The sequence below is a fragment of the Corynebacterium striatum genome (genome assembly GCF_016728105.1).
Classification (GTDB): Bacteria; Actinomycetota; Actinomycetes; order Mycobacteriales; family Mycobacteriaceae; genus Corynebacterium; species Corynebacterium striatum.
Map to the genome: position 1 here is coordinate 2,303,529 of NZ_CP068158.1, position 26,001 is coordinate 2,329,529.

The 26,001-nt window shown below is 58.5% G+C and carries 15 protein-coding genes, 1 pseudogene and 1 CRISPR repeat array; of the genes and pseudogenes, 10 read left to right on the top strand and 6 right to left on the bottom strand.

All coding sequences use genetic code 11. From position 1 onward, the window contains the following. Positions 1-33 precede the first annotated feature (33 nt). From I6I72_RS10810 to I6I72_RS10830, 5 genes are all read right to left on the bottom strand, one after another. Complete coding sequence (locus I6I72_RS10810; protein WP_049063138.1) at positions 34-786, bottom strand: GntR family transcriptional regulator; 753 nt, start codon at positions 784-786, stop codon at positions 34-36. Between the two features lie 145 nt (positions 787-931). Further along, positions 932-1,924, bottom strand: coding sequence for an LLM class flavin-dependent oxidoreductase (locus I6I72_RS10815; protein WP_005528357.1), 993 nt, complete (start codon positions 1,922-1,924; stop codon positions 932-934). A gap of 79 nt (positions 1,925-2,003) precedes the next feature. After that, entirely contained in the window at positions 2,004-3,356 is a 1,353-nt protein-coding gene (gene brnQ, locus I6I72_RS10820; protein ID WP_236592622.1) for a branched-chain amino acid transport system II carrier protein, read from the bottom strand. Between the two features lie 83 nt (positions 3,357-3,439). Then, positions 3,440-4,561: a MalY/PatB family protein gene (locus tag I6I72_RS10825; RefSeq protein ID WP_046646226.1), complete on the bottom strand. Its 1,122-nt coding sequence runs from the start codon at positions 4,559-4,561 to the stop codon at positions 3,440-3,442. A 43-nt stretch (positions 4,562-4,604) separates the two neighbouring features. Further along, positions 4,605-6,494 (bottom strand): ABC transporter ATP-binding protein, encoded by a 1,890-nt coding sequence (locus tag I6I72_RS10830; protein WP_049147732.1) that lies wholly within the window; start codon positions 6,492-6,494, stop codon positions 4,605-4,607. 232 nt (positions 6,495-6,726) lie between these two features. Between I6I72_RS10830 and I6I72_RS10835 the strand changes: the two genes are divergently transcribed. The 10 genes and pseudogenes from I6I72_RS10835 (at position 6,727) to cas2e (ending at position 17,397) form a co-directional block, all read left to right on the top strand. Next, a complete protein-coding gene (locus tag I6I72_RS10835; RefSeq protein WP_049063136.1) occupies positions 6,727-7,251 on the top strand; it encodes a hypothetical protein in 525 nt (174 codons plus the stop codon). Next, positions 7,248-7,778, top strand: a complete 531-nt coding sequence (gene idi, locus I6I72_RS10840) for an isopentenyl-diphosphate Delta-isomerase (RefSeq protein WP_049063135.1) — start codon at positions 7,248-7,250, stop codon at positions 7,776-7,778. The genes I6I72_RS10835 and idi overlap by 4 nt, the downstream gene beginning before the upstream one ends. Positions 7,779-8,434: 656 nt before the next feature. Next, on the top strand, positions 8,435-11,194 hold the full coding sequence (locus tag I6I72_RS10845; protein ID WP_080970008.1) for a CRISPR-associated helicase/endonuclease Cas3: 2,760 nt from the start codon (positions 8,435-8,437) through the stop codon (positions 11,192-11,194). Between the two features lie 110 nt (positions 11,195-11,304). After that, positions 11,305-12,993 carry a type I-E CRISPR-associated protein Cse1/CasA gene (gene casA, locus I6I72_RS10850; RefSeq protein WP_049063133.1) on the top strand — a complete coding sequence of 563 codons (1,689 nt, stop codon included), beginning with the start codon at positions 11,305-11,307 and terminating at the stop codon, positions 12,991-12,993. After that, positions 12,986-13,594 carry a type I-E CRISPR-associated protein Cse2/CasB gene (gene casB, locus I6I72_RS10855; RefSeq protein WP_046646230.1) on the top strand — a complete coding sequence of 203 codons (609 nt, stop codon included), beginning with the start codon at positions 12,986-12,988 and terminating at the stop codon, positions 13,592-13,594. The genes casA and casB overlap by 8 nt, the downstream gene beginning before the upstream one ends. Before the next feature lie 19 nt (positions 13,595-13,613). Beyond that, positions 13,614-14,759 (top strand): type I-E CRISPR-associated protein Cas7/Cse4/CasC, encoded by a 1,146-nt coding sequence (cas7e, locus tag I6I72_RS10860; RefSeq protein ID WP_046646231.1) that lies wholly within the window; start codon positions 13,614-13,616, stop codon positions 14,757-14,759. A gap of 3 nt (positions 14,760-14,762) precedes the next feature. Next, positions 14,763-15,461, top strand: coding sequence for a type I-E CRISPR-associated protein Cas5/CasD (gene cas5e / locus I6I72_RS10865; RefSeq protein WP_049063131.1), 699 nt, complete (start codon positions 14,763-14,765; stop codon positions 15,459-15,461). Then, on the top strand, positions 15,458-16,117 hold the full coding sequence (cas6e, locus tag I6I72_RS10870) for a type I-E CRISPR-associated protein Cas6/Cse3/CasE (RefSeq protein WP_005528372.1): 660 nt from the start codon (positions 15,458-15,460) through the stop codon (positions 16,115-16,117). The genes cas5e and cas6e overlap by 4 nt, the downstream gene beginning before the upstream one ends. Positions 16,118-16,129: 12 nt before the next feature. Beyond that, entirely contained in the window at positions 16,130-17,068 is a 939-nt protein-coding gene (gene cas1e / locus I6I72_RS10875) for a type I-E CRISPR-associated endonuclease Cas1e (RefSeq protein WP_046646233.1), read from the top strand. Then, positions 17,065-17,397, top strand: a pseudogene (gene cas2e / locus I6I72_RS10880) (type I-E CRISPR-associated endoribonuclease Cas2e). Before cas1e ends, cas2e begins: the two are co-directional and overlap by 4 nt. Positions 17,398-17,460: 63 nt before the next feature. Continuing rightward, positions 17,461-24,095: a CRISPR direct-repeat array (repeat unit 29 nt; unit sequence GTCCGCCCCGCGTAAGCGGGGATGAGCCC). A 628-nt stretch (positions 24,096-24,723) separates the two neighbouring features. Here cas2e and I6I72_RS10885 read toward each other — a convergent pair. Continuing rightward, entirely contained in the window at positions 24,724-25,989 is a 1,266-nt protein-coding gene (locus I6I72_RS10885; RefSeq protein WP_049063069.1) for a carboxylesterase family protein, read from the bottom strand. Positions 25,990-26,001 lie beyond the last annotated feature (12 nt).

A 26,001-nucleotide genomic window follows, 5' to 3' on the forward strand; every position in this document is an offset into this window, starting at 1 on the left:
CAGGTTAATCGGTGGGGGTGGGTTGCGCGAAATCTAATCAGTCAGCATGACCTCGAGTGGCGACGTTGTGCCGCGAACATTAGTGATACCGAGCTGCATGCGGTCTGCGAGGAAGAGGTTCTCTGCGTATTCCACCGGACGGCCGGTGCGGTCAGACAGCTCGAGCTGGACGCGCCATAGGGGTGCACCGGGCTCGCAGGCAAGAGCCTGCGCGTCCTCGTCAGAGGCATAAACGAGAGTGAGAAGCCGGTGGGCATTGTCGTAATCGACACCCTTTTCAAAAAGGTGGCTGTGGATGGAACCGGAGTCTGCATCGAAATCGAGGATGTATTTGCCCACGTCAAGGGGGAAGTACATGCGCTCGATGGCGAATGGGGTGCCGAGGGTGGTGCGGATGCGATGGACGAAGACGATCTGCTCATCCTCCGGGAGGCGCAGGTACCTTGCAGCATCCTTGGGGGCAGGGCGACGGGCGGTCCACAGAGTCTTTTGTTCTGCATCAAGGCCGCGGCTTTCGAGCCAGTGGGAAATGGAAAGGATGGAAGCAAAGTCTTCCGAGTTGAATCGGCCCAGAACTACTGAGCGGCGTCCGCGTCCGGAGCTGACTAATCCCTCTGCACGCAGAGTTGCGATTGCTTGGCGCACTGGACCGCGGGAGGAATCAAACTTCGAGCACAGCTCTGCTTCGCTCGGGAAAAATTCTCCCGCCTTGATCTCTTCTTCCTTGATGAGGGCCCGAAGGTAATCTGCGATCTTTTTGTGCTGCTGCACCTCGCGCACTGCCATGCGTCCTCCTTCGTTACTGAACAATGGAAATGCTAATCAAGTTAAATCTAAGGTTTTAATCACATGGAAGTTATGTGTTTTCCCTATTTTGAAAGTAGTCCAGCTGCCGTACAGGTGGTGGTGGAGAAGTCCTAGTGCAGGATTTCTAGTGCAGATCCCAAGCCTTCGCCAGAAGGTCCATGTTGTGGAGCACGTTGTCGTGCGTGGTGGACTGCAGAGAAATCATGAGCTCGTCCGCCTGAGCCTTTTTCTGGAAGCCCTCGAGGTACTCGTGGACCTCATCGGTGGTGCCCACTGCGCTGTACTGCAGCATGTCAAGAATTTGCTGGCCTTGGTGGGAGTTGACGATCTGCTCGACCTGCTGGTCGGTGAGGTGCTTGCCGCGGCCGGCAAATGCCTTGACGCGGTTGAAGCAGACCTTTTCGTATTCGGCGTCGGCCGCCTCCTTGGTGTCGGCGGCTAGGACGTTAACGCCGGCAATGACATAAGGCTCGCTGAGTGCCTCAGAAGGCTGGAAGTTGGTGCGGTAGTACGCCGTGGCGGACTCCAGGTGGGTCGGCGCGAAGTGGGAAGCGAAGGCATAAGGCAGGCCATATTTCGCTGCTAGGGATGCGCCGAACATAGAAGAGCCCAGAATGTAGAGCGGCACGTGGGTGTTTACTCCGGGGATGGCCTGGACGCCTGGGACGACGGACTTGCCGGAGAAGTAACCTTGCAGCTCGCGGACGTCTTCCGGGAAGCGCTCAGCGGCGTGGGCATCGCGGCGCAGGGCGCGGCCGAGGGTGTGCATGTCGGTGCCGGGCGCACGGCCGAGGCCCAAGTCGATGCGATTGGGGTAGAGCTCAGCTAGCGTGCCGAACTGCTCGGCGATGACATAAGGGGAGTGGTTGGGCAGCATGACGCCACCTGCTCCCAGGCGGATGGTGTTGGTCTTAGCGCCGATGTGGGAAATGAGCACCGCCGGGGATGACGAGGTGATGTTCGGCATGTTGTGGTGCTCGGTGTACCAGATGCGGGAGTAGCCCAGCTTTTCGGCTTCTTGGGCTAGCTCCACGGACCTGGCCATGGACTGTGAGGCGGTCTCGCCCTCGTAAATGGTGCAAAAGTCGAGGATTGATAGCTTGGCGTGTTCCGTCACTGAAATAGGTCCTTAGTTGGCATTGATGTGCGAGTTCGTTCTCGTCTTCCAACGCTACGCCAGCACCATTTATTTCTCTCTAATTCTTTCGCTGAGCGAAGTCGATGGCAACGCCGATGAGCGCCGCAACGGCGGTTGGAACGAACCAGCCCAAGTCGACGGACTGGCCTGGGGAGGCGTTCAGTAGCGGCTCGGCAGCAGCCAGCCAGCCCTGGTTTGCCAGCACCGTCAGCGCAGACCAGACCACGGAGGTCCACAGTGCAAGCAGGAAGGCCCAGCGGAAGGCCACGGCGTTCTTGACCACCGGCTGGATAAGGGTCAAAGCGATGAGTGTGATAGCTGGTGGGTAGAGGAAGATGATGAATGGAACCGCGATAGAAAGCACTGTCTCGAGGCCCTGGAATGCGAAGGCGATAGAAAGCAGGGTGAAGACTACGGCCCAGAAGTGGTAGGTGGTCTTAGGGACCAGCTGAGCAAAGAACTCAGAGGTTGCAGTAATCAAGCCCACGGCGGTGGTCATGCAGGCGAGGATGACAATCGCGGAGAATACCGCCTGGCCCACGCCGCCCATGGTGGAGTTCGCGGCGTCGGCAAGCAGTGTTGCGCCGGACTCATAAGACTGTCCATCCTGGATGGTCTGGCCGATCCAGCCCAGGCCCAGGTAGATACAGGCGAGGAGGCCACCGGCGATGACGGCCGCGGTGATGGTGCCGCTGATGACCTGCTTGCCGGCTTTGAAACCCTTGGACTGTAGGGAGGAGACAATGACGATGGAGAACGCCAAACCTGCGATGGCATCCATGGTGTTGTAACCCTCAAACAGGCCGGTGACCATTGGTGCGGAGGCGTAATCTTCGGTCGGGGCGGCCGGGATGCGTTTAGCGCCGAACGTGGCCAAAGTGATGAGCACAAGCAGCAGGATGACCAGTGCAGGGGTCAGGAACTTGCCCAGGGTGTCGATGATGCTGTTGGGCTTCCAGGACAAAGCAAGGGCGATAAGGAAGAAGATGATGTTGTAGGTGACGTTGGCGCCGAAGCCTTGCCAGCCAAACAGCGGGGTGATGGCGGTCTCCATGGAAACCGCACCGGTGCGCGGCAAAGCGTAGAAAGCGCCGATAGCAAGGTATGCCATGGCGGAAAAGACAACGCCGAAGAACTTGCCGCCGTAGTTGCCGATATCGCGCACGGACTGGCCGGAGATGGACACTGCCACCACGGCTAGGACTGGCAACAAGACGCCTGCGGCGAGGAATCCCAGAATGGCAGGCCAGAAGTTGGTGCCGGAAGCGACGCCCACCATCGGCGGGAAAATCAGGTTTCCAGCGCCGAAGAACATGGAAAAGAGCATGAGCGAAGCCACGATGATGGTCATCGTGGGCTTCGTGTTGGAGCCAGTAACCGGGCTCGCGGCGGTATCTGTTTTTGTTGTCATTATCTTCCTCGTTTGTCTCAATCCTTGGGATGAGTTTCTCACACGACGTTAATCGGTGATGGGAAGTAAAGGCAAATTTCTAATTATCGCTCGAAAGCATTCTCGAGGCGGTTGAGTGCTTCCTCGAGGATCTCGCGGGACGTGGCGAAGTTCAGACGCGCGTGATGCGAGCCTCCAGTGCCGAAGGTTTCGCCCTCGTTGAAGGCCACCTTGGCATGCTCACGCAGCCACTTCGCCGGCTGTGGATTGTCCCCGATGGCGGTCTCGCGGAAGTCGAGCCACAGCAGGTAGGTGGCGTCCGGCTGGCTGGACTTGAGCCCTGGCACGCGCTTCGGTAGTTCTTCAACGAGCCAGTCACGGGTCTCGCGCAGGTACTCCAGCTCTTCATCCAGGAACTCCTGATCGCGGTAGGCGGCCTCGGCCGCCAAGACTCCGAGGGTGCCGGTTCCGTCCTTGGCCACACCGGTCAGGGAGTTCCACGTTGCGACGTCGTCGGCGTTGGAGAAGATGATCTGCGCGCACTTGAGGCCCGCGGTGTTCCATGCCTTGGACGTGGCGGTCACGGTAAGAGCGCGGCGTGCACCGGCCTCGCCTAGGGAGGCAACCGGAATGTGCTTGCCATTGAAGACTAGGGGAGCATGGATCTCGTCGGAGAGAATGCGTGCGTCGTACTTCTCAGCCAAGGCGACGAGTGCGGTCAGGTACTCCTCGTCGAACACGATGCCCAGCGGGTTGTACGGGTTCGAAAGAAGAATGGACCCGGCACCTGCCTGGAATGCGCGCTCAATATCGTCGAGCTCCAGGGAGGTCTCAATCTTCTCTCGGCCGGCGGTCTCCGGCAGCTCCAGCAGCGGCGGGTAGGAAGGGACCGGCACTACGACGGCAGAGCCCGGGCGGGTGAAGTATTGCAGACCCACTAGGAGGCCGCGGACGACATCGCCGATCCAGAAGATCTGCTTCGGGTTAGGGCGCCAGCCGTAGCGGGAACCGTAGAAGTCAGCCAGCGCCTCGTTGAGGCCAGAGGTTTTGGGGGCTGGGGTGTAGCCGAATGTCTGTTTCTTCAGGGCCTTTTCCAAGACCTGCTTGACCGCAGGGGCGGTGTCAAAGTCGGATTCGGCGATCCACAGTGGGAGGACGTCTTCGCCGTACACCGTCCACTTGCGGGTACCGCGGGCTTTCAACTCTTCAAGGCTTGGAAACTGCATGCTCCCAACCCTAGCGTGCAGGCTGAAAAAGGGGCTGGGAAATTTATTCTTGGCCGCTATCCTCGTAGTCCTCCTCGTCATGGCCTGGCTCCACGAAGCCGTACTTCTTCAGGCGTTCGCGGTCGGCGCGGGAGTTGGACTGGGTAAGGCGCAGCAGCTCCGCGTAGCTGCCGCCGGACTGAGCGAGCTCGGCGGGGGAGCCAATCTCGTCGATGCGGCCGTGATCGAGGGTGATGATGGTATCGACGTCCGCGATGGTGGACAGGCGGTGGGCGATGATGAGCGTGGTGCGGTCCTTCATCAGCTCATCCAGTCCTGCCTGCACGGCGCGCTCGGCCTTGGTATCCAGCGCGGAGGTGGCCTCGTCGAGGACCAAGATAGGGGCGTCCTTGAGCATCGCGCGCGCCACCGCCACGCGCTGCTTCTGGCCGCCGGAAAGCTTGAGACCGCGTTCGCCGATGACGGTGTCGTAGCCTTGGGGGAAGGCCTGGATGAAATCGTGGGCGTTGGCACGCTTGGCGACGTCGATTATCTCCTGGTCGGTGGCACCCGGCTTGCCGTAGGCGATGTTGTCACGAATAGAGCCCGAGAACAGGTAGGACTCCTGGAAGACCACGCCCACCGAGGCGCGCAGGCGCGCTGCGGTGAGCTCGTCGACGGCGTGGCCCAATACGCTGAGCTGCCCCTCGGATGGCTGGTACAGGCCCAGCAGCAGGTTGACCAGAGTGGACTTGCCGCCGCCCGACTCGCCCACGAGCGCCACCTTGTGGCCTTCCTCCGCAGAGAAGGAGATGTGGTCCACCACCGGTTTGTCCTCCTCATAAGCAAAGGAGACGTCGTTGAAGGCAAAGATTGGCTCGCCCGGGGTGGGCTCCAGCGGGGCAACCGGGGTGAGGTCGAGCGCCGGGGCGTCGGAAGCCGTGGTGGCGTCGATGAGGCCTTGGTTGGCGGTGGGCTCGAACTCTTCCTCCATGACCTTGAAATAGTCCTTGGAGCCGGCGATGGCGCGCTGTGCGGTATCAACGATCCAGCTCATCATGAACACCGGCTGCTTGGCTAGGTTGACCAGCTGCAGGATCATGACCATGTCACCGATGCTGAAGTGACCTTCCAGCGTGCGCCAGAAAACGATGCCGTAAATGCCCAGGAAGATAAGGGCCATGGCCACGCCGCGGACGGTGTCCATGGAGTGCCACCAGCGCGACTGCGGCTTGGTGGTGTCCACGATGCGGCGGTAGAGCTTGCCAAAGTAGTCGAGTTCGCGGACCTCGGCCACGAAGGACTTGGTGACCTTGACCTGGCCGATGACCTCAGCGAAGCGGCCATTGGCTTCGTCGATGTCGGCGTTCTTTTTGCCCTCGTACTTCTGCCAGCGCGTGGAGGTCAGCGCAGTCAGCCACATGTAGATGGGGAAGAGGGCGGCGAGCAGGATCGCTAGCGGCCAGTAGTAGAAACCCATGATGACGAGGACGGCGATGGCCTCGATGAGCATGGTGAAGAAGTTATTGGAGAAGGACTGCACGAACTGCGTGATATTGGAAATCGAGCGGTCCAAACGCGCAATTAGGGTGCCGGTGACCTGGTTGTCGTAGTAGCCCTGGGGCACGGAGAGCAGCTTGGCAAAGTAGCGCGTGGACAGGATCTGGCGTAGGCGGGCGACCATGACGTCGCCGATGTAACCGCCGACGTTCCTGACGAGATTGCCAATCGCGTCCGCGGCAAACAGGGCGATGACCAGCCATATGACGGTACGCAGGGCGTCGCCAGCCGGCGTCCCACTGCCCAGCGAGTCAACGATGGTGTCGGTGGCTTCGCGAACCAGGAACGGCGAGACAAGCGACAACACAGCAGTGATGGTGGCGGTGAAGAGGACACCTACGTAGAAGGGCCACAGTGCGGAGGCACTGCGAGTGATGCACAGAATGGAATTCACGGGGTTTAGCTCAATTCGGTAGGAGGCAAGGCCGCACGGCCTAACTTTCAAGCAAACGGACAGTATGCCACTCCAAGCAGATAGCGGCATAGTCAGTGCCAAGAAAAGGCATAGCTGTGCTTTGTTTGTAGAGCCGTGATCGCGGGGAATGGAGCTGTCTGCGTTAAGGTATTGAGGAAAGTTTGTTTTGTCCCACAGCAAAGAGGAATTCGTGGTGAAAAGGTCTCTGAAAATGATTGCCGGCTTGGCTGCAATCAGCACCATCACTTCGGGCTGCGCCATTCTGCAGCCAGAGGATACTGGTTTGGGCGAAAACATCGTGGTTTCCAGCTCTGAAGAGCCTCCGTACGAGCCCAAAGACGTAGACAACAAGGAAATTACCTCGGATCTCGGCGCCAAAGTTAAGGACGATGGGCTCAACGTCGAGTGGGAGCTGCAAGGCGTCTATTCCGACTCCGTGCGGGGATCTGTGGTGACCATCAAGCTGCACAACCTCAATGACCAGGCCCTACCTGTTGATGCTTTCGAGGATCCCGTCCTTGAGCGCGCTGACGGCAATGGTGGCTGGTCCAAGATTGAGCTGCTGCCTTACAACGCCGCGACCAACCCCGATGTTGCCGCCCCTGGGCTGGACCTTCCGCTGGGCGCCGGTGCTTCCACCAACTTGCAGTACCGCTTCAACGTGGCCCCGGGCAACCTGTGGAACGCCCGCTTTACCATCGGAAACGTTACTTACGTGGGAGACCTTAACCTATGACAGAACTCGTAGTCCTCGCCGGTTCCGACGGACTACCAGCCGGAACAGCTGATAAAGCGGCCGTTCACACCACGGATACCCCGCTCCACTTCGCGTTTTCTGCGTGGGTACTGCGTGAAGGCAAGGTTCTGGTCACTCGCCGTGCGTTGAGCAAGAAGACGTGGCCGGGCGTGTGGACTAACGCTTTCTGCGGTCACCCCGCCCCAGGCGAGGAGAACGCCGCTGCAGTCATCCGCCGTGCCCACTTTGAGCTTGGCCTTGCGATCTCCGAGGTCCGCGAAGTGCTGCCGGACTTTTCCTACCGCGCGGTGGATTCCTCTGGCATCGTCGAACACGAGATTTGCCCGGTCTTCCTCGTGGAGCTCGCGCCCGGAGTAGAGCCGCAGCCTAACCCAGATGAGGTCGACTCCTACGAGTGGGTCGAACCCGCCGAGCTCATCCGCGCCGCCGAGGCCACCCCGTTTGCCTTCAGCCCGTGGATGGTTGAGGAGCTGGCGGAGGCGCCGCTGCGCCAGGTGCTGGCTTAGTCGAAAGGAATATAAGGGATAATCCGGCTGTCCTTAGAAGCGGACCTATCCCGACTATTTCGGCTTCGACTGTTGTGGGCTGATCTTTGATCCGGGGCTGGTGTAAACGCAGACGCCCCGCTTTCCGAGCTCTTATGGAATCTAGGTCCTCCATAGCAGCGACAGCATAAGCTGCGTAGTTTGGGACTTTCGCTCATCTTGCCTATTTCGTGGCTAGTGAATACTCTCAAATGCCAATCCGTATATGGCGTGAGCTTTACACAAAAGTGAGACAGAGACTTGCTCTAAGCTTTCCCAGAGCACGACCACGGCGTTTGAGTTGATTCTTCGTGAGCAAGTGGAACTCGGCATTGCTGAGGAAGATGTTTGGGCGAGGTAGATTCATTGCGTTAGCAACTGCTATGGAACTTGTGTGCGACTTCTCGACTCGCGTGTCATCGTCTCCGTTTAAATTGAAGACATGAGTGAACTGAAAAACCCGCTTGCGCGGGTAAGAAGTTGCTGCCAAGTTATCAACTCAAGGCTTACTTGGCTCATCCCGACAACTGCGGGAGTCATTGCAACATGCATATCGTACCGCCGCTCTGTAGTAGACTTAAATTTGAAAGTTTTTAATAGTAATCCTTGAGTTGTGGATTTGGGGTAAGTTGATTGTTATGGTAGGTGAAAGCTTTCTCGGTCCAGCATCACTAGCGTGGGCTAAACCTGGGGATGAGTCGGGTTATTTGTCGGTGTGGCAGCACCTTGTAGATACCCGGGATGTTGCTTCACGTTTGTGGGACACGTTTGTTGCGGATTCAATTAAGCAATCATTGGCTACAACAGAAAGGCTTGAGGTTTCTGAAGTCCGAGCATTGGCCGTGTTCTTGGCAGGGATCCACGATGTCGGCAAAATCACCAGAAGTTTTCAGCGCAAGATACCGCCTGGGGCCAACGCAGAGATGATTCTTGGAAGTCTCGAAGACGTTGGATTAGATCTGGAATTTGGGATCGAAGAAGTCGGCGCTTACTTCCCTCACGGTTTGGCCTCATCGGTGATTCTTTATGACTGGCTTTTGAAACAGGGAATGTGGGGGCCAGTTGCGGAAACTATTGCGAGTGTCGTCGAGTCGCACCACGGAATTCCTGCCAGAACAGTGGATTACGACAGGGCTCGCGCAATTCTCCGTGAGTACCCAGAGAACTGGTTGTTAGTTCAGGCTGCTGTTATTGAAGCAATGGCCGATGCCACTGAGGTGAAGCCGATCATAGGAAAGATTCAATCAGAGCTGTTTGTACCTACGATCCAACTGATTACAGGACTGGTCATTGCTGCTGACTGGTGTGCGTCAAATGAACGGGCTTTTCCATATGTTTTCGATTGTGAACAAGAGCAACGGGTTCAGGATGGGCTGGCGTCGATTGGGTTTGCAGGCTTGTGGAGCGCTTCTAAGACAATGAAACCTGACGTTGCGGAGTACTTTGCTGCGGCCTTTGGTTGGCCTGATGAGTGGGATCCGCGGCCCATTCAACAGCGGGCTTTTGCCCAGGCCCGCGGATCCGATGGGGCTTCACTGCACATTATTGAAGCGTCTACTGGTAGCGGTAAAACGGAGGCGGCTTTAGCCGCAGCACATGCGTACGCAGAAAAGCATGGTTGCCATGGGGTAGTTTTCGCTGCGCCGACGATGGCTACAGCTAATGGCCTCTTCAACAGGGTGATTCAGTGGGCACAGAATGTCGTTCCCGCAGGTGATACGACTGCGGCCTACCTTGCACATTCGATGAATAGCTTGGTCAAGGAGTATCAGAGATTGCGAGTTAAAGGAGTCAGCACCGATACTTCGGGTAATGGGAGCGTCACCGCGATGGAATGGTTCGCTTCTCCCAAGAAGGGGCTGCTCTCTAACTTCGCTGTGTCGACAGTAGACCAAGTTTTGATGATGGCACTGCAATCCCGCCACAACATGCTTCGCCACCTTGGTCTTGCCGGAAAAGTCGTCATTATTGACGAGGTCCATGCATATGATTCGTTTACGAGTGCGTATTTAGAGTCGACCTTGAAATGGCTCGCTTGGTATGAGGTACCGGTCATCTTGTTGTCGGCGACTTTGCCGGTAGACAAGAAGGAAAGTCTGGTGCAAGCCTATCGTTCGGTTCTGGGAGAAGAGGACTGGGAGTCTGTAAGCGATGGGTATCCGCTACTTACGATTGCGGATGCAAATGGAGTGCGTGAGGAATCACTCGATATCGGCCCTAATGAGATTCACGCGGACGTGTCCGTGATTGGAGACACTGATCGTGAGCTCTTAACGTTGTGCGAGGAGTTACTCACTGATGGAGGTTGCGCGCTTGTCGTGTGCAATACCGTCCGGCGAGCGCAGAATTCCTATTCGATGCTGGTAAAAAAGTTCCCAGACGAGGTTGAACTGCATCATGCAGCTTTCATCGCGCATGAGCGCGCGGTGAAGGAGGGCAAGATGCTTCAACAACTTGGACCAGAGGCTAGGCGCGGAAGGTCCCGCCCGCATCGACGCATTTATGTTGCTACCCAGGTGGTCGAGCAATCTTTGGATATTGACGTAGACGTCATGATTTCTGACATGGCACCTATCGATCTGCTCGTTCAACGCGCTGGCCGTCTGCACCGCCACCAGCGGCCACTGGAAGATCGGCCTGAAAAACTGCGTCGTGCCCGCCTCTTCATACGAGGGGCAGAGGGATGGGACGAGATGCCCGTTTTTGACTCTGGCACGGCCGCTATTTATGACCCTGCAGTTCTTCTAGCTTCTGCTGCTGCGGTTTCACGGAAGTGGCTGAGTGAGGGATATCGGCGCCCAGAGGACATTGCTGGCATAGTCCGCGGTACTTACGCAACGGTCGCTGATCCAGAGTCACCAGTGGGGGACTGGCAGCCTGCATGGGACGAGGCGAGAGAAGAAAGCCGCAAGCTACAAAACTTGGCAATCAATCGATCGGAGACGTTCCGTTATCCGGATCCCGACGTAGGCAATTATCGTGCACTTTTTGCACGTTACTTTGAGTCTAAGGGGTCAGCTGTGGATAAGGAAGAAGCAGCTATTGCTCAAGTTAGAGACGCTGATCCGACCATCGAAGTTATTCCTATCGAGACGGGGGACTTCGGTTATCGCCCATGGGGAACAGAAAGTGAGTACGTGCTCGACGATGAGAGTCCGGAGTTTTCATTGGCCCGACATCTCGCCGGCGCTACCGTTCGACTCCCCACCCGGATGAGCAAGCACGAATCTGTATTCGACCGAGTAATCGATCAACTTGAAAAAGAAACCCCTGTTGGGTGGGTAGACAGCTTTCTCCTTAAGAACAAAGTTGCACTGCGGCTGGATTCTACTGGGGAGGCAAACATTGCTGGTTTCGATGTGAAGTATTCGCCGGAACTGGGATTGGAGGTGAAATAGGATTGTGAGTCGAGACAACTTTATTAAGGCCAACTGGAGAACCCGAGGCCCGCCCTGAAAATCGTGATTTAGGTCCTAAATAAATCTCTATCGCTCTTTAAGGAGGAAAGATGTCACGCGAAGACAGTGATGTGTTCTCATTACTCGATGAACCGTGGATTGCGGCTGTCGGCAGTCATGGAGAACCGCTCTTGGTGAGTATTAGACAGATATTCGATGGCACACACGACATTGCGGAGCTGCGTGGGGACTCGCCAGCGCAGGATTACGCGGTTCTCCGCGTTTTGCTCGCGATATTTTGGCGGGCACATTCAGTGTCCAAGCCTGCGGGAAAAACTAAATTCTCTATGGCTGAGTGGTTTGTCAAGGCGAGGGCTGATGCTCTTGAAGGTGCAGCTGACATTAAGGTGCTTTCGTACTTGGACGGTTATGCAAACCGGTTCAACCTTTTCGATTCCGACCATCCCTTCATGCAGGTCGCTGACCTTCACACAGAGAAGGGATCAGTTTCTCCCATAAACCGAATCATTCCCGAAGCAGAAGATGAGTTCTTCACGATGCGGGCCGGTAAACCCCTTGAGAAGCTCAGTTTCGGAGAGGCTGCGCGCTGGCTTGTGTACGTTCATGCATACGACTATTCGGGAATCAAATCTGGTGCGGTTGGCGACTCTAGGGTTAAGGGTGGAAGAGGATACCCAATTGGCACGGGGTGGACCGGAATGACCGGTGGAACCTATCTGATAGGTGCAAATTTGCGCGAGACTCTGGCGCTGAACACCACTGAGGCGTGCCTACGTACACCAAATGACAAACCAGTGTGGGAACGCGAGCCCGACACTGCGGCTGAGCGCAATGGAGGAGCTATTCACATTGGTGGTCCAGCAGACCTAGCAACGTGGCAAACTAGGCGAGTTCGGCTTCATCGTGAGAACAATGAGGTTGTTGCGGTTCTTGTGAGCAATGGTGACCGTATCCCCGATGCCGGCCTTAACGCATTCGGAGATCCGATGACACCCTACCGCTACAGTAAGAACCAGTCGAAGAAGGACTTTGTTGCCTTCTACCCGCGTCCATACGATGCGGGAAGAACTATGTGGCGTTCTCTTGAACCGCTCATTGCGATGGAGTCCGATGCGCCATACCTTCGGAGTACTTCTTCAGCAGGGAAGGGAGCGCAAGCCCCGAAACGCCCGGAAATTCTGGATCAGCTCGCATACTACTGGCGGACAGATGTTCTTCCTCCATCCGTAGCACACGTGGGCATGGTCACCGTGGAATATGGTGCTCAGTCGTCATCGGTGGCGGCGAGTGTTACCGCTCGCACCACGTTGAACCTCCCAGTTCTAGAAAATGACGCTGTTCGGCGCGCAGCCCTAAACGCAGCTGATGTCACTCTTAATGCAGCTATTGCGCTTGGACAGTTTGGCGGAAACTTACTTGTTGCCGCAGGCGGTACCTATGAGTTTCAAGCTGAACCCATGGATTCGGCTCTCGCGCAATTGGAGCCTGCTTTCAATCGGTGGGTAGCGGGATGGAGTGATAGCCCTGAGCCTAAGGAATACGCAATCGAATGGCAGAAACAGGTGCGGTCTTTCATGCTCTCTCGTGGAGAAGCCATGCTGCATGCTGCAGGACCGAGAGCGATGATAGGTCGACCCCTTCTCAGCTCGACGACTGAGAAACCGCAAATTGTCACTGCAGCGTCCTATTTTTCATTGTTTGGCCGGAGGCTCGATAATTCATTGCCGCTCTTGTCGGAAGATTCGAAAAAGAAAGAAATGGTAAACACGAATGACTGATCAGCTTAGGCGGTCTCGCTTGTCTTTGGCGGTGAGCAATGCCGCAGATCGTTTACAGAATGCGTACCTGCAGCGCGGAGAGAAGCCTGGTAGCGAGGCCGCAGCAAAGAGCACACTATCAGAAATGCGTCGGTATGCTGGCCGGAGTCCGGAAAAGGCACCTCTGGCATTCCAACGGGTCATGAACCTCATGTATCCTGCGCTGCTCGACGAAGAACCTGGATTATTTGCAACTCGCGAAGAGGAAGCGGCATTTTATGCATTGACGCTTTTCGCATCGCACATGCAATCTGCTACCCAGCCGGTACATGTAGAAGGATGTAGTTTCGCACGAGCATGTGGATTGATGTACACCCAGAGTGAATCCGAGTCATTGAAGCCTCGTTTCGACGCTATCTTAACCGCAGCTGGCTATGAGTCGCAGCTGTATCACGCACGTTCCCTGGTGAGTATTCTTCGTTCAAAGAATATTGGCTTTGACTATGGAGCATTCGCTCAGGATTTGAAGACGTTGCGCAATCCGAAGTTCCGAAATTCCGTTCTCCTTCGATGGGGACGAGATTTTGCCACGGCCCCATTCACTAAAAAGACCGAAAAATAATCAAGAAAGGTTCAATATCATGTCCCTAACTGTTGACGTCCATGTCCTTCAAACCATCCCACCAAGCCTCATCAACCGTGACGATATGGGCGCACCAAAGTCCGCACGTTATGGTGGTGTTCAGCGCCAACGTGTCTCGTCGCAAGCATGGAAGCGTGCCGTCCGCCAGGATTTCGCCAAGCGCTTCCCCGCAGAGGTGATGGGTAAGCGCACCCGTCTCGTGGGAGAACTCATCTGCAAGCGCATTTTCGAAATCACCGAGGAGGCAGGAGAGAAGTGGGAAACCCAGCGTGCGATTGATGGGGTAAAGAACCTCTTTACTGGTGCCAAGCTGAAGCTCAAGGATGCCAAGAGCAAGAACGACGAGACCGAAGAGGACGCGAAAATCGCATACCCAGAGCTCGGTTACTTGTTGTTCCTGGGCAACCATCAGATTGATCGTGCTGCTCGCGCCATCATCGATAAAGATGGGGAGAAGTTTAAGAAAAATGAAGCTCAGGCAATTCTTGACACTGAGCACTCCATTGACATCGCAATGTTTGGCCGTATGGTGGCTGATGACGCTGCTTTCAACGTCGACGCTTCCGTCCAGGTCGCGCACGCGTTGGGTATTCACGAGACTGAGCCGGAATTCGACTACTTCACGGCAGTCGATGACGCCACTGCTGACAATGAAGAGACAGGTGCAGGCATGATCGGCACTGTACAAATGATGTCTTCAACTCTTTATCGCTTCGCATCGGTCGACTTCGAATCCCTTGCTTCCAACCTCAATGACGTGAAAACTGCGGTCGACTCTGCGGCGGCATTCGTGGATTCCTTCGTCAAATCCCTTCCAACAGGTAAGCAGAACACTTTTGCACACAACACGCTCCCTGAGCTTGTTTATGTCACGATTAGTGACGATCGTTCGGTGTCGTTGGTCAATGCTTTTGAGGAGCCCGTCGAGGCGGGTGCTGCGGGGCGCAGCAAGCTTGGTGCGGAAAAGCTCGCCCAAGAGGCTATCGAAACTCAGCGAATGTATGGACTCAAGCCAACTGCCCAGTTCGTCGCTGGAATTCGCGGACTTGACGGGTATTTCACCGAATTTGCGGACTCAGTCACTATTCCTGAGCTTGAAGAGCGGGTGGCAGATGTTCTCAACTCCCTCATTTCGGAGAAATAGAAAATGACTAGCACCTTGCTACTACTTCTTAAAGGTCCCATGCAATCATGGGGCGATGATTCCCGCTATAAACAGCGCAAGACGGGACAGGTGCCGACCAAATCAGGGGTGATCGGTATGCTCGCTGCAGCTCTAGGCCGCCGACGAGTCGATCCGATTGAAGACCTTGCGGGATTGGGTTTCGGAGTGCGAGTGGACCAACCTGGTACCTTGCTAAAGGATTTCCAGACCGCGCTACCGGAGGGCGCTTCTAACGCGCAGCTGGTGACCCGCTACTTTCTTAGTGATGCTGTGTTCGTTGCTGCTGTGGAGTCTGAGGAACGAGCCCTCTTAGAGAACATTGAATCAGCTCTGCGACGTCCCCGCTTCCCGTTGTTCCTTGGTCGCCGATCGTGTCCTGCGCCAGCTGATCTAGTCCTGGGGATCCGCGATAGTGATTTGATCACAGCTCTGCAAGGCGAAGAATGGCACGCCTCCAAAAGTCATCGGCAAGCTCGAGCGAGAAACGTTGTATTACCGATACACCGCGACGCAAGAGAAGGGGAGAGAGGAATAGCATGCCGCGATGTTCCGATTTCTTTTGCCCAAGAGCATCGGCAGTATGCGTGGCGTGAAGTTGTGCAGGACGCGACAGGCGCTCCGTTTGAGAATCCTCTCGCTACTAAGTCTGATCCATTTTTTGAAGCGGTGATTCGCGCATGAGTACGTTAACGAAGTTGTATCTCAACCCCTTGAAGCGTGGCGCTGCAAAGCTATTGGCGAACCCACAAGCGATGCACGCGGCCGTTCGTGGAGCATTTCCACCAGATATCGACGAATCGCAGTCGCGGGTGCTGTGGCGCGTGGACCACAGGGAACATGAGCATGTTCTTTATATTGTGGGGCCTGAAAAACCGGATGCCCAGCACATCGTTGAGCAGGCTGGCTGGGGCACCCGGCCCGCGCAATCGGCGGACTATTCAAGGTTTTTGGAACAGATTGTCAATGGGCAAAAATGGGCTTTTGAATTGGTGGGAAATCCCGTTGAGTCAATCACTATTCCAGGGAAATCGAGGGGAAAAGTTGTTCCACACGTCACGGCTGCTCAGCAATGCGAGTGGTTATTGAAAAAGTCGATGGCAGCGGGCTTTTCCATCGCAGTCGATGAGAACGAGGAGCCTATGCTTTCTGTGGTTGAACGTAATAACCTGCGGTTTTCAAAGAGAGATGGTGCTAAACGCGTTTCTCTCCGCACCGCACGGTTCCGTGGGCAACTCGTAGTCACCAATGCCAAAGCCTTGAATAAGTCGCTCCAGCAAGGAATTGGACGTGCAAGGGCATATGGTTGTGGCCTTTTAACGCTAGCTCCGGCAGAGTAGGAAAGTCTGCAAATGGAACCGCAAAAGGTACCTGTTGATCGGCAAGAACTGACGCGCGTGAGTGAGAGGATTTCATTTCTCTACGCTGAGCGTGCCGTGGTCAACCGGGATAACAATGCACTGACCATTTCGGATCAGAATGGCACGGTACATGTTCCAGCAACCACGCTTGCTGCGTTGTTGCTGGGACCGGGGACTAAAGTGACATACGCTGCAATGGCTTTGCTGGGCGATACTGGCGTATCTGTTGTGTGGGTGGGAGAAAAGGGCGTGCGTTACTACGCCCACGGACGCCCTCCTGCCAAGACTTCGCGTTTCGCTGAAGCACAGGCTCGAATTGTTACCAACCAACGGGCCCGTTTGGACTGCGCTCGAGAAATGTATTCCATGCGCTTTCCCGACGAAGACGTGAGCGGATTAACTATGGCGCAACTACGTGGGCGTGAAGGCGCACGTGTCAAAGCGATTTATCGTAAGTATGCAGATCTCTATGGAGTTTATTGGGATCGGCGGCGTTACGACCCGAATGACTTTGCTGGTGGCGATCCTATTAATCAAGCACTCACCGCGGCGAATGCTGCGTTGTATGGTGTGTCTCAAGCGGTGATTACGGCCTTAGGTTTTGTCCCTGCGCTGGGTGTGGTTCATAACGGCACGGACCGTGCTTTTGTGTATGACATCGCTGATCTCTACAAAGCGGAGGTTTCGATCCCAGCTGCTTTCGCAGCAGCCTCTGAGCCAAGGAACGATATTAGCGGACAGGTTCGCCGACTAGTTCGGGATGCAATCATTGAAAAACGGCTATTGCCACGGATCGTAAAGGACCTCTATCGCCTAATGGGAGTGGACAATAGCGCCGAGTCAATCGATGTAGAGCTGCTTTTGTGGAACGAACTTGAAAATATTGCGGCTGGTACTAATTGGTCAGACTTTGATCGGAGTTCTCCATGATGGTGCTCGTCGTTACTGCATGTCCCGCCGGCCTGCGCGGTGACCTTACTAAGTGGTTACTTGAGATTTCACCTGGGGTGTTTGTGGGTCGTCCATCAGGGCGCATTCGTGATCTGTTGTGGTAACGTTGCGTAAGTTTGTGCAAAGATGGCCGCGCTATTTTGGTTTTTAGCTCCGATAATGAGCAGGGGTTGGATTTTCGCGTTCATCGCCATGAGTGGGAGCCTGTGGATTTTGATGGTGTCACCCTCATGCGAAGAACCACTGCGCCATCAAAAGCTCAACGCCGTACCGGCTGGAGTGCTGCCCGAAATGCTCGCCGACACTGACCGTTACACCATAAGTCGGATCTGCTAGCCTCGTTTTTGGCTCTTCCACGCTGGTCAGTAAGTGTCCGCCCCGCGTAAGCGGGGATGAGCCCGCCTCGTCGGCTGAGATGACGGGCATTTCTCAGTCCGCCCCGCGTAAGCGGGGATGAGCCCCACAAGTCGGCAAGCTCTTTATCTACCGCACCGTCCGCCCCGCGTAAGCGGGGATGAGCCCCCATATTCATGGATGTGGACTTCTGGGGCAAGGTCCGCCCCGCGTAAGCGGGGATGAGCCCGACATGCGGGAATGGTTCACCGTCTCGGTACAGTCCGCCCCGCGTAAGCGGGGATGAGCCCATTCCGCACCCAACGAATGCACACGAAATACCGTCCGCCCCGCGTAAGCGGGGATGAGCCCCGATTTCTGAAAAACTACCCGATGATTTTGAGGTCCGCCCCGCGTAAGCGGGGATGAGCCCTCGGCGACGTTCTGAACGTCGTCCTCGAGGAAGTCCGCCCCGCGTAAGCGGGGATGAGCCTGATGTGGTCAAGGCTTAAATTGTCTGTAGTTCGTCCGCCCCGCGTAAGCGGGGATGAGCCCCGCCCCGCGCAGTTGACCAAGCTCGCCGAGGTGTCCGCCCCGCGTAAGCGGGGATGAGCCCGCATACATCTGCGATATGGACTTGCTCACTAAGTCCGCCCCGCGTAAGCGGGGATGAGCCGCAGGCACAAAAGACACACACCGGCATGCACTTGTCCGCCCCGCGTAAGCGGGGATGAGCCGTGTGTTGTCCGCCTGTTTGTATTGGCGGTGGCGTCCGCCCCGCGTAAGCGGGGATGAGCCCTCGCGGATGAAATCCTACGGATGCGGAAAGAGGTCCGCCCCGCGTAAGCGGGGATGAGCCCGACTCACACCGCAGTGAGGAAATGGCATTCAGGTCCGCCCCGCGTAAGCGGGGATGAGCCTTTGCCCCACCGTGATTTTTGGAATCACCTTGAGTCCGCCCCGCGTAAGCGGGGATGAGCCCCGCAGCCCTCCACGGCGACGATTCTGGGTAGTGTCCGCCCCGCGTAAGCGGGGATGAGCCCCAATCACCATGCGACGGCACCCGTAAAGGCGTGTCCGCCCCGCGTAAGCGGGGATGAGCCCGGTTCCGAGCACCCACACAATCTCCGAACGGCGTCCGCCCCGCGTAAGCGGGGATGAGCCCTGTTGGTGGCGTAAAGGGTGACAATTGGTTCAGTCCGCCCCGCGTAAGCGGGGATGAGCCTCCTCGACACCCTACTAGAGCAGGCCACCGGCGGTCCGCCCCGCGTAAGCGGGGATGAGCCCCGAATACATCGCAACCGTTACCATCATTGGACGTCCGCCCCGCGTAAGCGGGGATGAGCCCCCTCGACGACCTCACCCTTGACCCGGCAGAACGTCCGCCCCGCGTAAGCGGGGATGAGCCACGAGGCTGTGGAGTAGTCCTGTTCGACGTATGAGTGTCCGCCCCGCGTAAGCGGGGATGAGCCCCGCCCCCACAGTCAGACCCGAATCAGACTGCAGTCCGCCCCGCGTAAGCGGGGATGAGCCCTGATGCAATATCTCCGCACGTGTTCATCATCGGTCCGCCCCGCGTAAGCGGGGATGAGCCCCATCATCATCAACCCTGACGATGACCGCCTGTGTCCGCCCCGCGTAAGCGGGGATGAGCCCACCCCGTACGCGGCCCGCCAACACGAAGAAGTGTCCGCCCCGCGTAAGCGGGGATGAGCCCCTTCTGCGCCGCAGCGCCAGGCTCCATGTCCTGTCCGCCCCGCGTAAGCGGGGATGAGCCCAGAAGAGTCATTCACCTCCCGTGGCGTGGTTGGTCCGCCCCGCGTAAGCGGGGATGAGCCCACCTATCGATGCAGGTCGCACCGTGCGCAAAAGTCCGCCCCGCGTAAGCGGGGATGAGCCCTGTGTGGGCGGAAAATGACATTAACCCAGCCAGTCCGCCCCGCGTAAGCGGGGATGAGCCCGATGGCGTTGCGCAGACCCTCAGCGGTGCCGGGTCCGCCCCGCGTAAGCGGGGATGAGCCCGAGCTGGGATGCGAACACGAACGCGCCCGGAAGTCCGCCCCGCGTAAGCGGGGATGAGCCCACCCCGTACGCGGCCCGCCAACACGAAGAGGTGTCCGCCCCGCGTAAGCGGGGATGAGCCCCTAGGCCGTAAGTCTTACGGCTTCGAAATCAAGTCCGCCCCGCGTAAGCGGGGATGAGCCCGGATACATCATGAGCGACCTGGTCGAAACACTGTCCGCCCCGCGTAAGCGGGGATGAGCCCGGGACGAAGCCAGTGTTTACCACCGGGTGGAGGTCCGCCCCGCGTAAGCGGGGATGAGCCCGACGCCAGACCACAGCTCACCCAGCCACTGCGGCGGGTTTGCGGCCAGGTCCGCCCCGCGTAAGCGGGGATGAGCCTTCTGCGTTGGGTGATTGGACGGTGTACACCTTGTCCGCCCCGCGTAAGCGGGGATGAGCCCACGACACCGGCTTAAAACCATCGTTGAGCACTGTCCGCCCCGCGTAAGCGGGGATGAGCCCCCACGGCCCGGCTATCTCGAAGCTTATGCAGAGTCCGCCCCGCGTAAGCGGGGATGAGCCCGCGGCACCGACACCGCCCACGGCGGCACCCAAGTCCGCCCCGCGTAAGCGGGGATGAGCCCGTTTCACCAGGTACCGCTAACCCCCGCAGCGAGTCCGCCCCGCGTAAGCGGGGATGAGCCCTCCCACGAAGTCGCATTACCCGGCAACGTTTCGTCCGCCCCGCGTAAGCGGGGATGAGCCCGCGTGGCCCGCGCCACTGAGTCACTGGTATCCGTCCGCCCCGCGTAAGCGGGGATGAGCCCCCGAACCGGCGTTGATTCCCCCCATGCTTACGGTCCGCCCCGCGTAAGCGGGGATGAGCCCCACTGGGGCAGGGGTGGATACTTAATGTCGTCGTCCGCCCCGCGTAAGCGGGGATGAGCCCACGGTCTGAAAGAGTCCAATTTGGAACAATACGTCCGCCCCGCGTAAGCGGGGATGAGCCTCCAACCCCACCGACAAACAAGAACTCGAAACAGTCCGCCCCGCGTAAGCGGGGATGAGCCCCAGGACGGCTCCAACCCGGCGTCTGACATGCTGTCCGCCCCGCGTAAGCGGGGATGAGCCCCTAGGCCGCAAGTCTTACGGCTTCGAGATTAAGTCCGCCCCGCGTAAGCGGGGATGAGCCGATACACTCGATGCGGCTGGCCTCATGCTGTCTGTCCGCCCCGCGTAAGCGGGGATGAGCCCTACCATGCTCTGCTGAACTCCGGTACATAATCGTCCGCCCCGCGTAAGCGGGGATGAGCCCCCGGCGATGACCTCATGGTGGGGGCTTACTGAGTCCGCCCCGCGTAAGCGGGGATGAGCCCGCGGCCACTAGCCCGCGTATCAAGGGCGTTACGTCCGCCCCGCGTAAGCGGGGATGAGCCCCAACTCATGATTTAGGCCTCCCCATCGAGGTTGTCCGCCCCGCGTAAGCGGGGATGAGCCCTTTGAGGTGGTCCCACTTCTCTACCTCGTTGGGTCCGCCCCGCGTAAGCGGGGATGAGCCCAAGTTTTCCTGCGGTAGCAGGTCGCGGATTGCGTCCGCCCCGCGTAAGCGGGGATGAGCCCTAGCAGGCAAGCAGTTCTTCGACACCGACAAGGTCCGCCCCGCGTAAGCGGGGATGAGCCGTGTGCTACCGCGCTGCGCTGGCCGATATTGAAGTCCGCCCCGCGTAAGCGGGGATGAGCCCCGTCCATGTGTTCGGATGCCCTAGCGCGTCCAGTCCGCCCCGCGTAAGCGGGGATGAGCCGGAAGGCGTGGAGGTCGCGGCCCATGACGGCTTGTCCGCCCCGCGTAAGCGGGGATGAGCCCACCATGAATGCCGTGTCAGGTGCTACGGCATCGTCCGCCCCGCGTAAGCGGGGATGAGCCGTACCCCTCAAATGTGGCAGTGGGTAGCAGGGAGTCCGCCCCGCGTAAGCGGGGATGAGCCCACCAGACAGGGATTCAAAAACACCCTTGAGCTGTCCGCCCCGCGTAAGCGGGGATGAGCCCTCTGGGCCGACAAATAACACCCCCCAAAAAACGTCCGCCCCGCGTAAGCGGGGATGAGCCCAACTACGCAAACCCACCAGCGACACCAATTAAGTCCGCCCCGCGTAAGCGGGGATGAGCCCCCGACCGGGTACGCCTACTGTCACGGCATTTCGTCCGCCCCGCGTAAGCGGGGATGAGCCGTAGAAATGACTACCTAAGCAATAAAGAGATGGGTCCGCCCCGCGTAAGCGGGGATGAGCCCTCAGCACCGACGCGTGGGAAAGTAGAAATGACGTCCGCCCCGCGTAAGCGGGGATGAGCCCTCACCACCGTTGAGGACTTCGAGGGCGCGCCAGTCCGCCCCGCGTAAGCGGGGATGAGCCCGCCGCAGCCGACATTTACAACGAGGCCAACCGGTCCGCCCCGCGTAAGCGGGGATGAGCCCGGCCACCTATCGCCCCGGCGTGTAGGTGAACTGTCCGCCCCGCGTAAGCGGGGATGAGCCCAGGGCGGCGAGGGATTCGAAAAGCTCAAGGGGGTCCGCCCCGCGTAAGCGGGGATGAGTAGGAGGCTCACATGATCGATACCCGTCCGGTGGGTCCGCCCCGCGTAAGCGGGGATGAGCCTGTCACACAAGGGTGTCACAGCGCCCCGACCCGGTCCGCCCCGCGTAAGCGGGGATGAGCCCCGGTTTGGAACCGGCATCATCCCCATAATGGAGTCCGCCCCGCGTAAGCGGGGATGAGCCGTAATGGGCCTGGGAATCGCTTTATCGCTCACCGTCCGCCCCGCGTAAGCGGGGATGAGCCGTTCTGGAAGTGGTCATTAAACAGTTCCATTACGTCCGCCCCGCGTAAGCGGGGATGAGCCCATCGGCTCCGACGGCTACGGCCTCCGCGAGGGGTCCGCCCCGCGTAAGCGGGGATGAGCCCCTTACTGCGCTTCTCCCCCTCCCTGGTCTCCCGTCCGCCCCGCGTAAGCGGGGATGAGCCCTCTACGGGCCACAACCAAATCTCATAGCAGCCGTCCGCCCCGCGTAAGCGGGGATGAGCCGCTTTATGTAGGTAATAAAATCCCTAAGCAGGTGTCCGCCCCGCGTAAGCGGGGATGAGCCCTCATCACCGACGCGTGGGAAAGTAGAAATGACGTCCGCCCCGCGTAAGCGGGGATGAGCCCCAGGCACCGATCACTCCATGATGTACCGCGAGGTCCGCCCCGCGTAAGCGGGGATGAGCCCCACGCGAGGATTACACGGAGGTGCAGGAATGAGTCCGCCCCGCGTAAGCGGGGATGAGCCGAACGGCGAGAGTGAACTAGCAGGCAAGCAATTGTCCGCCCCGCGTAAGCGGGGATGAGCCCGGTGCGCCACAAGGCGGATTCAGTGGTGCGGAGTCCGCCCCGCGTAAGCGGGGATGAGCCCCATCACCATCATTGGACGCTAAACCAACAGCCGTCCGCCCCGCGTAAGCGGGGATGAGCCGGGTGAGAACGTTCATTACGCCACCATCCAATCGTCCGCCCCGCGTAAGCGGGGATGAGCCTCGTGCCCACCCTGTCCGCGCTGTCGGATGAAAGTCCGCCCCGCGTAAGCGGGGATGAGCCCCTCACCCCACGCGATGATCTACCCCGCGCCTGGTCCGCCCCGCGTAAGCGGGGATGAGCCCGCCTTCTGGCTGAGGCCAGCCCCGGCCCGTGGGTCCGCCCCGCGTAAGCGGGGATGAGCCCGCAAGGCCAGCGCACGGGAGCGCTTCGAGGAAGTCCGCCCCGCGTAAGCGGGGATGAGCCCACAGACCACACCGACCCCGGCGCTGGTTTCCCGTCCGCCCCGCGTAAGCGGGGATGAGCCCCACCGCAGCGGAGACACTTTCCCCAAACAACCGTCCGCCCCGCGTAAGCGGGGATGAGCCCCGCCCCCACAGTCAGGCCCGAATCAGACTGCAGTCCGCCCCGCGTAAGCGGGGATGAGCCCGCCCAGCAGGTAAAAGACGCCCTCCAAGAACTGTCCGCCCCGCGTAAGCGGGGATGAGCCCTATCCCAACGATTCGTAGACGAGACAGACGCGGTCCGCCCCGCGTAAGCGGGGATGAGCCCGCGGCACCGACACCGCCCACGGCGGCACCCAAGTCCGCCCCGCGTAAGCGGGGATGAGCCTTTTGCTGCCATCAGCCACCGCCTTATCCACGTGTCCGCCCCGCGTAAGCGGGGATGAGCCCCCACCCTCAAATGTGGCAGTGGGTAGCAGGAGGTCCGCCCCGCGTAAGCGGGGATGAGCCGAAGTGCTTCCTCCTTTTCTTTCAATGCCTCAAGTCCGCCCCGCGTAAGCGGGGATGAGCCCCCTTAAGGACTTCGAGAACGCGCCAGAGGGCAGTCCGCCCCGCGTAAGCGGGGATGAGCCCGCACAATGTCGCTCACCTCGCCTACCATGACGGTCCGCCCCGCGTAAGCGGGGATGAGCCCATACACCGCCCTAGTGGACTTCCTCACCAATCGTCCGCCCCGCGTAAGCGGGGATGAGCCTTTTGCTGCCATCAGCCACCGCCTTATCCACGTGTCCGCCCCGCGTAAGCGGGGATGAGCCCCATAGCAGTCCCTCATTTCAATATCGGCCAGCGTCCGCCCCGCGTAAGCGGGGATGAGCGCTTCCATTCTGCTGTGGAAGGTACAGAAAGAAAGTCTGACCTGTGAAACGTGGGGATAAGATTTTTCTGTTAAGAAATACCCGTTTGCCCCACAGTTTTCCGCGGATTTGGAAGAGTGTTTTCTGCGGAACGTAGTTTTTAAAATCGGACCACACGGTCCCTACATCCTCACCACAAGATGCGAGCAATCCTCATTTACGCTTTTTCGCAGAGGAAGCGGATGACCTGGACGTACTCGAGTCTGTTGGAAGAAATGCAACATGGTGCTGGAGTGAAACCCTATACAGCGTCGAAGCGACATTGGTTATCTTCGCATACATTGATGACGTCCATGTTGCTACTGGGCCAGTGGAAGATCATTGCTCTAGATCTTGAATTGAGTCACCGAGCGCTGCGCGAGGCGGGGTTGTGAGGATTAGCGGTCGGATGCTCAGTGTGGTTTTAGTAAATGTATTTATCTGCCTTGAAAGTTTGAGCCGTCCCAACTTTTAACCGCCAGGGGAAGAAACTTCTGCTGCGACTTTTTGTTCATTGTGGCAGCGCTACTTGGCCGCCGTAGCTGCGTAAACAGGCAAGGTTCCCAAGCGCTGCCGGCGCTTCGGTAACACTCAAATGAGTAGTAAGAAGGCTTAGCCGGAAAAAGCAGCCCCGACGTAATCCAAGCTGCCATGCGCTACGCGCTCGTTCCCGCTATCAAGGTTGTATTCCCAGATAGCGTGGTCAGGGCGGTACTCGGGGAATCCCGTGTGTCCAGTGCGCACAAAGTTGTGAAGCCACGAGTTGAGCGTGCGCGCAGACTCGCCGTCGCGGACGCCGAAGATGAAACGTAATTCTTCGCAGTGCAAAGCAGGGCGACCACTGCGGGTAAACTCGATCATCCAGGTCGGCCCGGGGGCGTCGTCAGCTGCTTGTGCCACCCAGCGGCGAATGTTGGCATCACCAATCATTCGTCCCAAGGGACGTTCTTTGTCGATGTAGCTTGCGATCTGGCGCCACGGACCCAACGAGTTGGGTGGGAAACCAAATTTAGGTGCCATCTGGCGTAACGCAAGGCCACGTAGTGGGCTGGAGTCGATTTTTTGTGCAACGGGAATGCCATAGAACTCGTCGCGGGTCGAGCCAACCACTAGGGGAATGTCGACCATCTCAGTGGCATCGAAAGGTGCCGGCCCCAACGCCATACCAAGATTGTGTTTTTTACGGAATTTGGAATAGCCGTCCGCCAGTTTGTCTTGCGGCAGCGCTGCCAAGGATTCTCTTGTGACAGGAACACCGAGTGCGCGGCGCAGGCTGGCCCTCCGCTTTTCATTGGACTCAAGAGGAAACGCGGGCGACAGCGCCACCACGCGGCGGAAAGCACCCTTGTAGTGGTCGCGGCGCATCAGCCACAGGGCGGTGGTGGCGCCGGCGGACTGGCCGATGACGGTGACGTTTGTGGGGTCGCCGCCGAAGGACTCGATATTGCTCTGAATCCACTCCAGCGCCAGCTGGCAATCGTCGATGCCGCGGAAGCGGAAGGACTCATCGTCGTGGAACTGTGCGAAGCCCTGCAGGCCCACGCGGTAGCCGACCTGGACCTGGATGATGCCGGCGCGCGCATTGGCGGTGCCCTCCGCGCGGGGATCCTCATGGGTGCCGTTCTCGTAGCGGCCGCCGTGGATGTAGACCAACACCGGCGCGTCAGTGGCCTGCTGGGGCGCGGTGATTGTCAGCGCCACGGCGTCGGGACGCGGCGTGCGTGCGTCTAGGTCGCGGGCTGCGTTGAGCTTTACTGCGTTCTCAAAATCGCCCGGGATGAGGGAGTAATCCACGGAGTGGAAATAGTTGACGTCGCCCTCGGTGTAGCCGGTGATGGTGCCGGCGGGGCTGGAGACATGAACTGGCGTGCTAGACATACCCGTCAGACT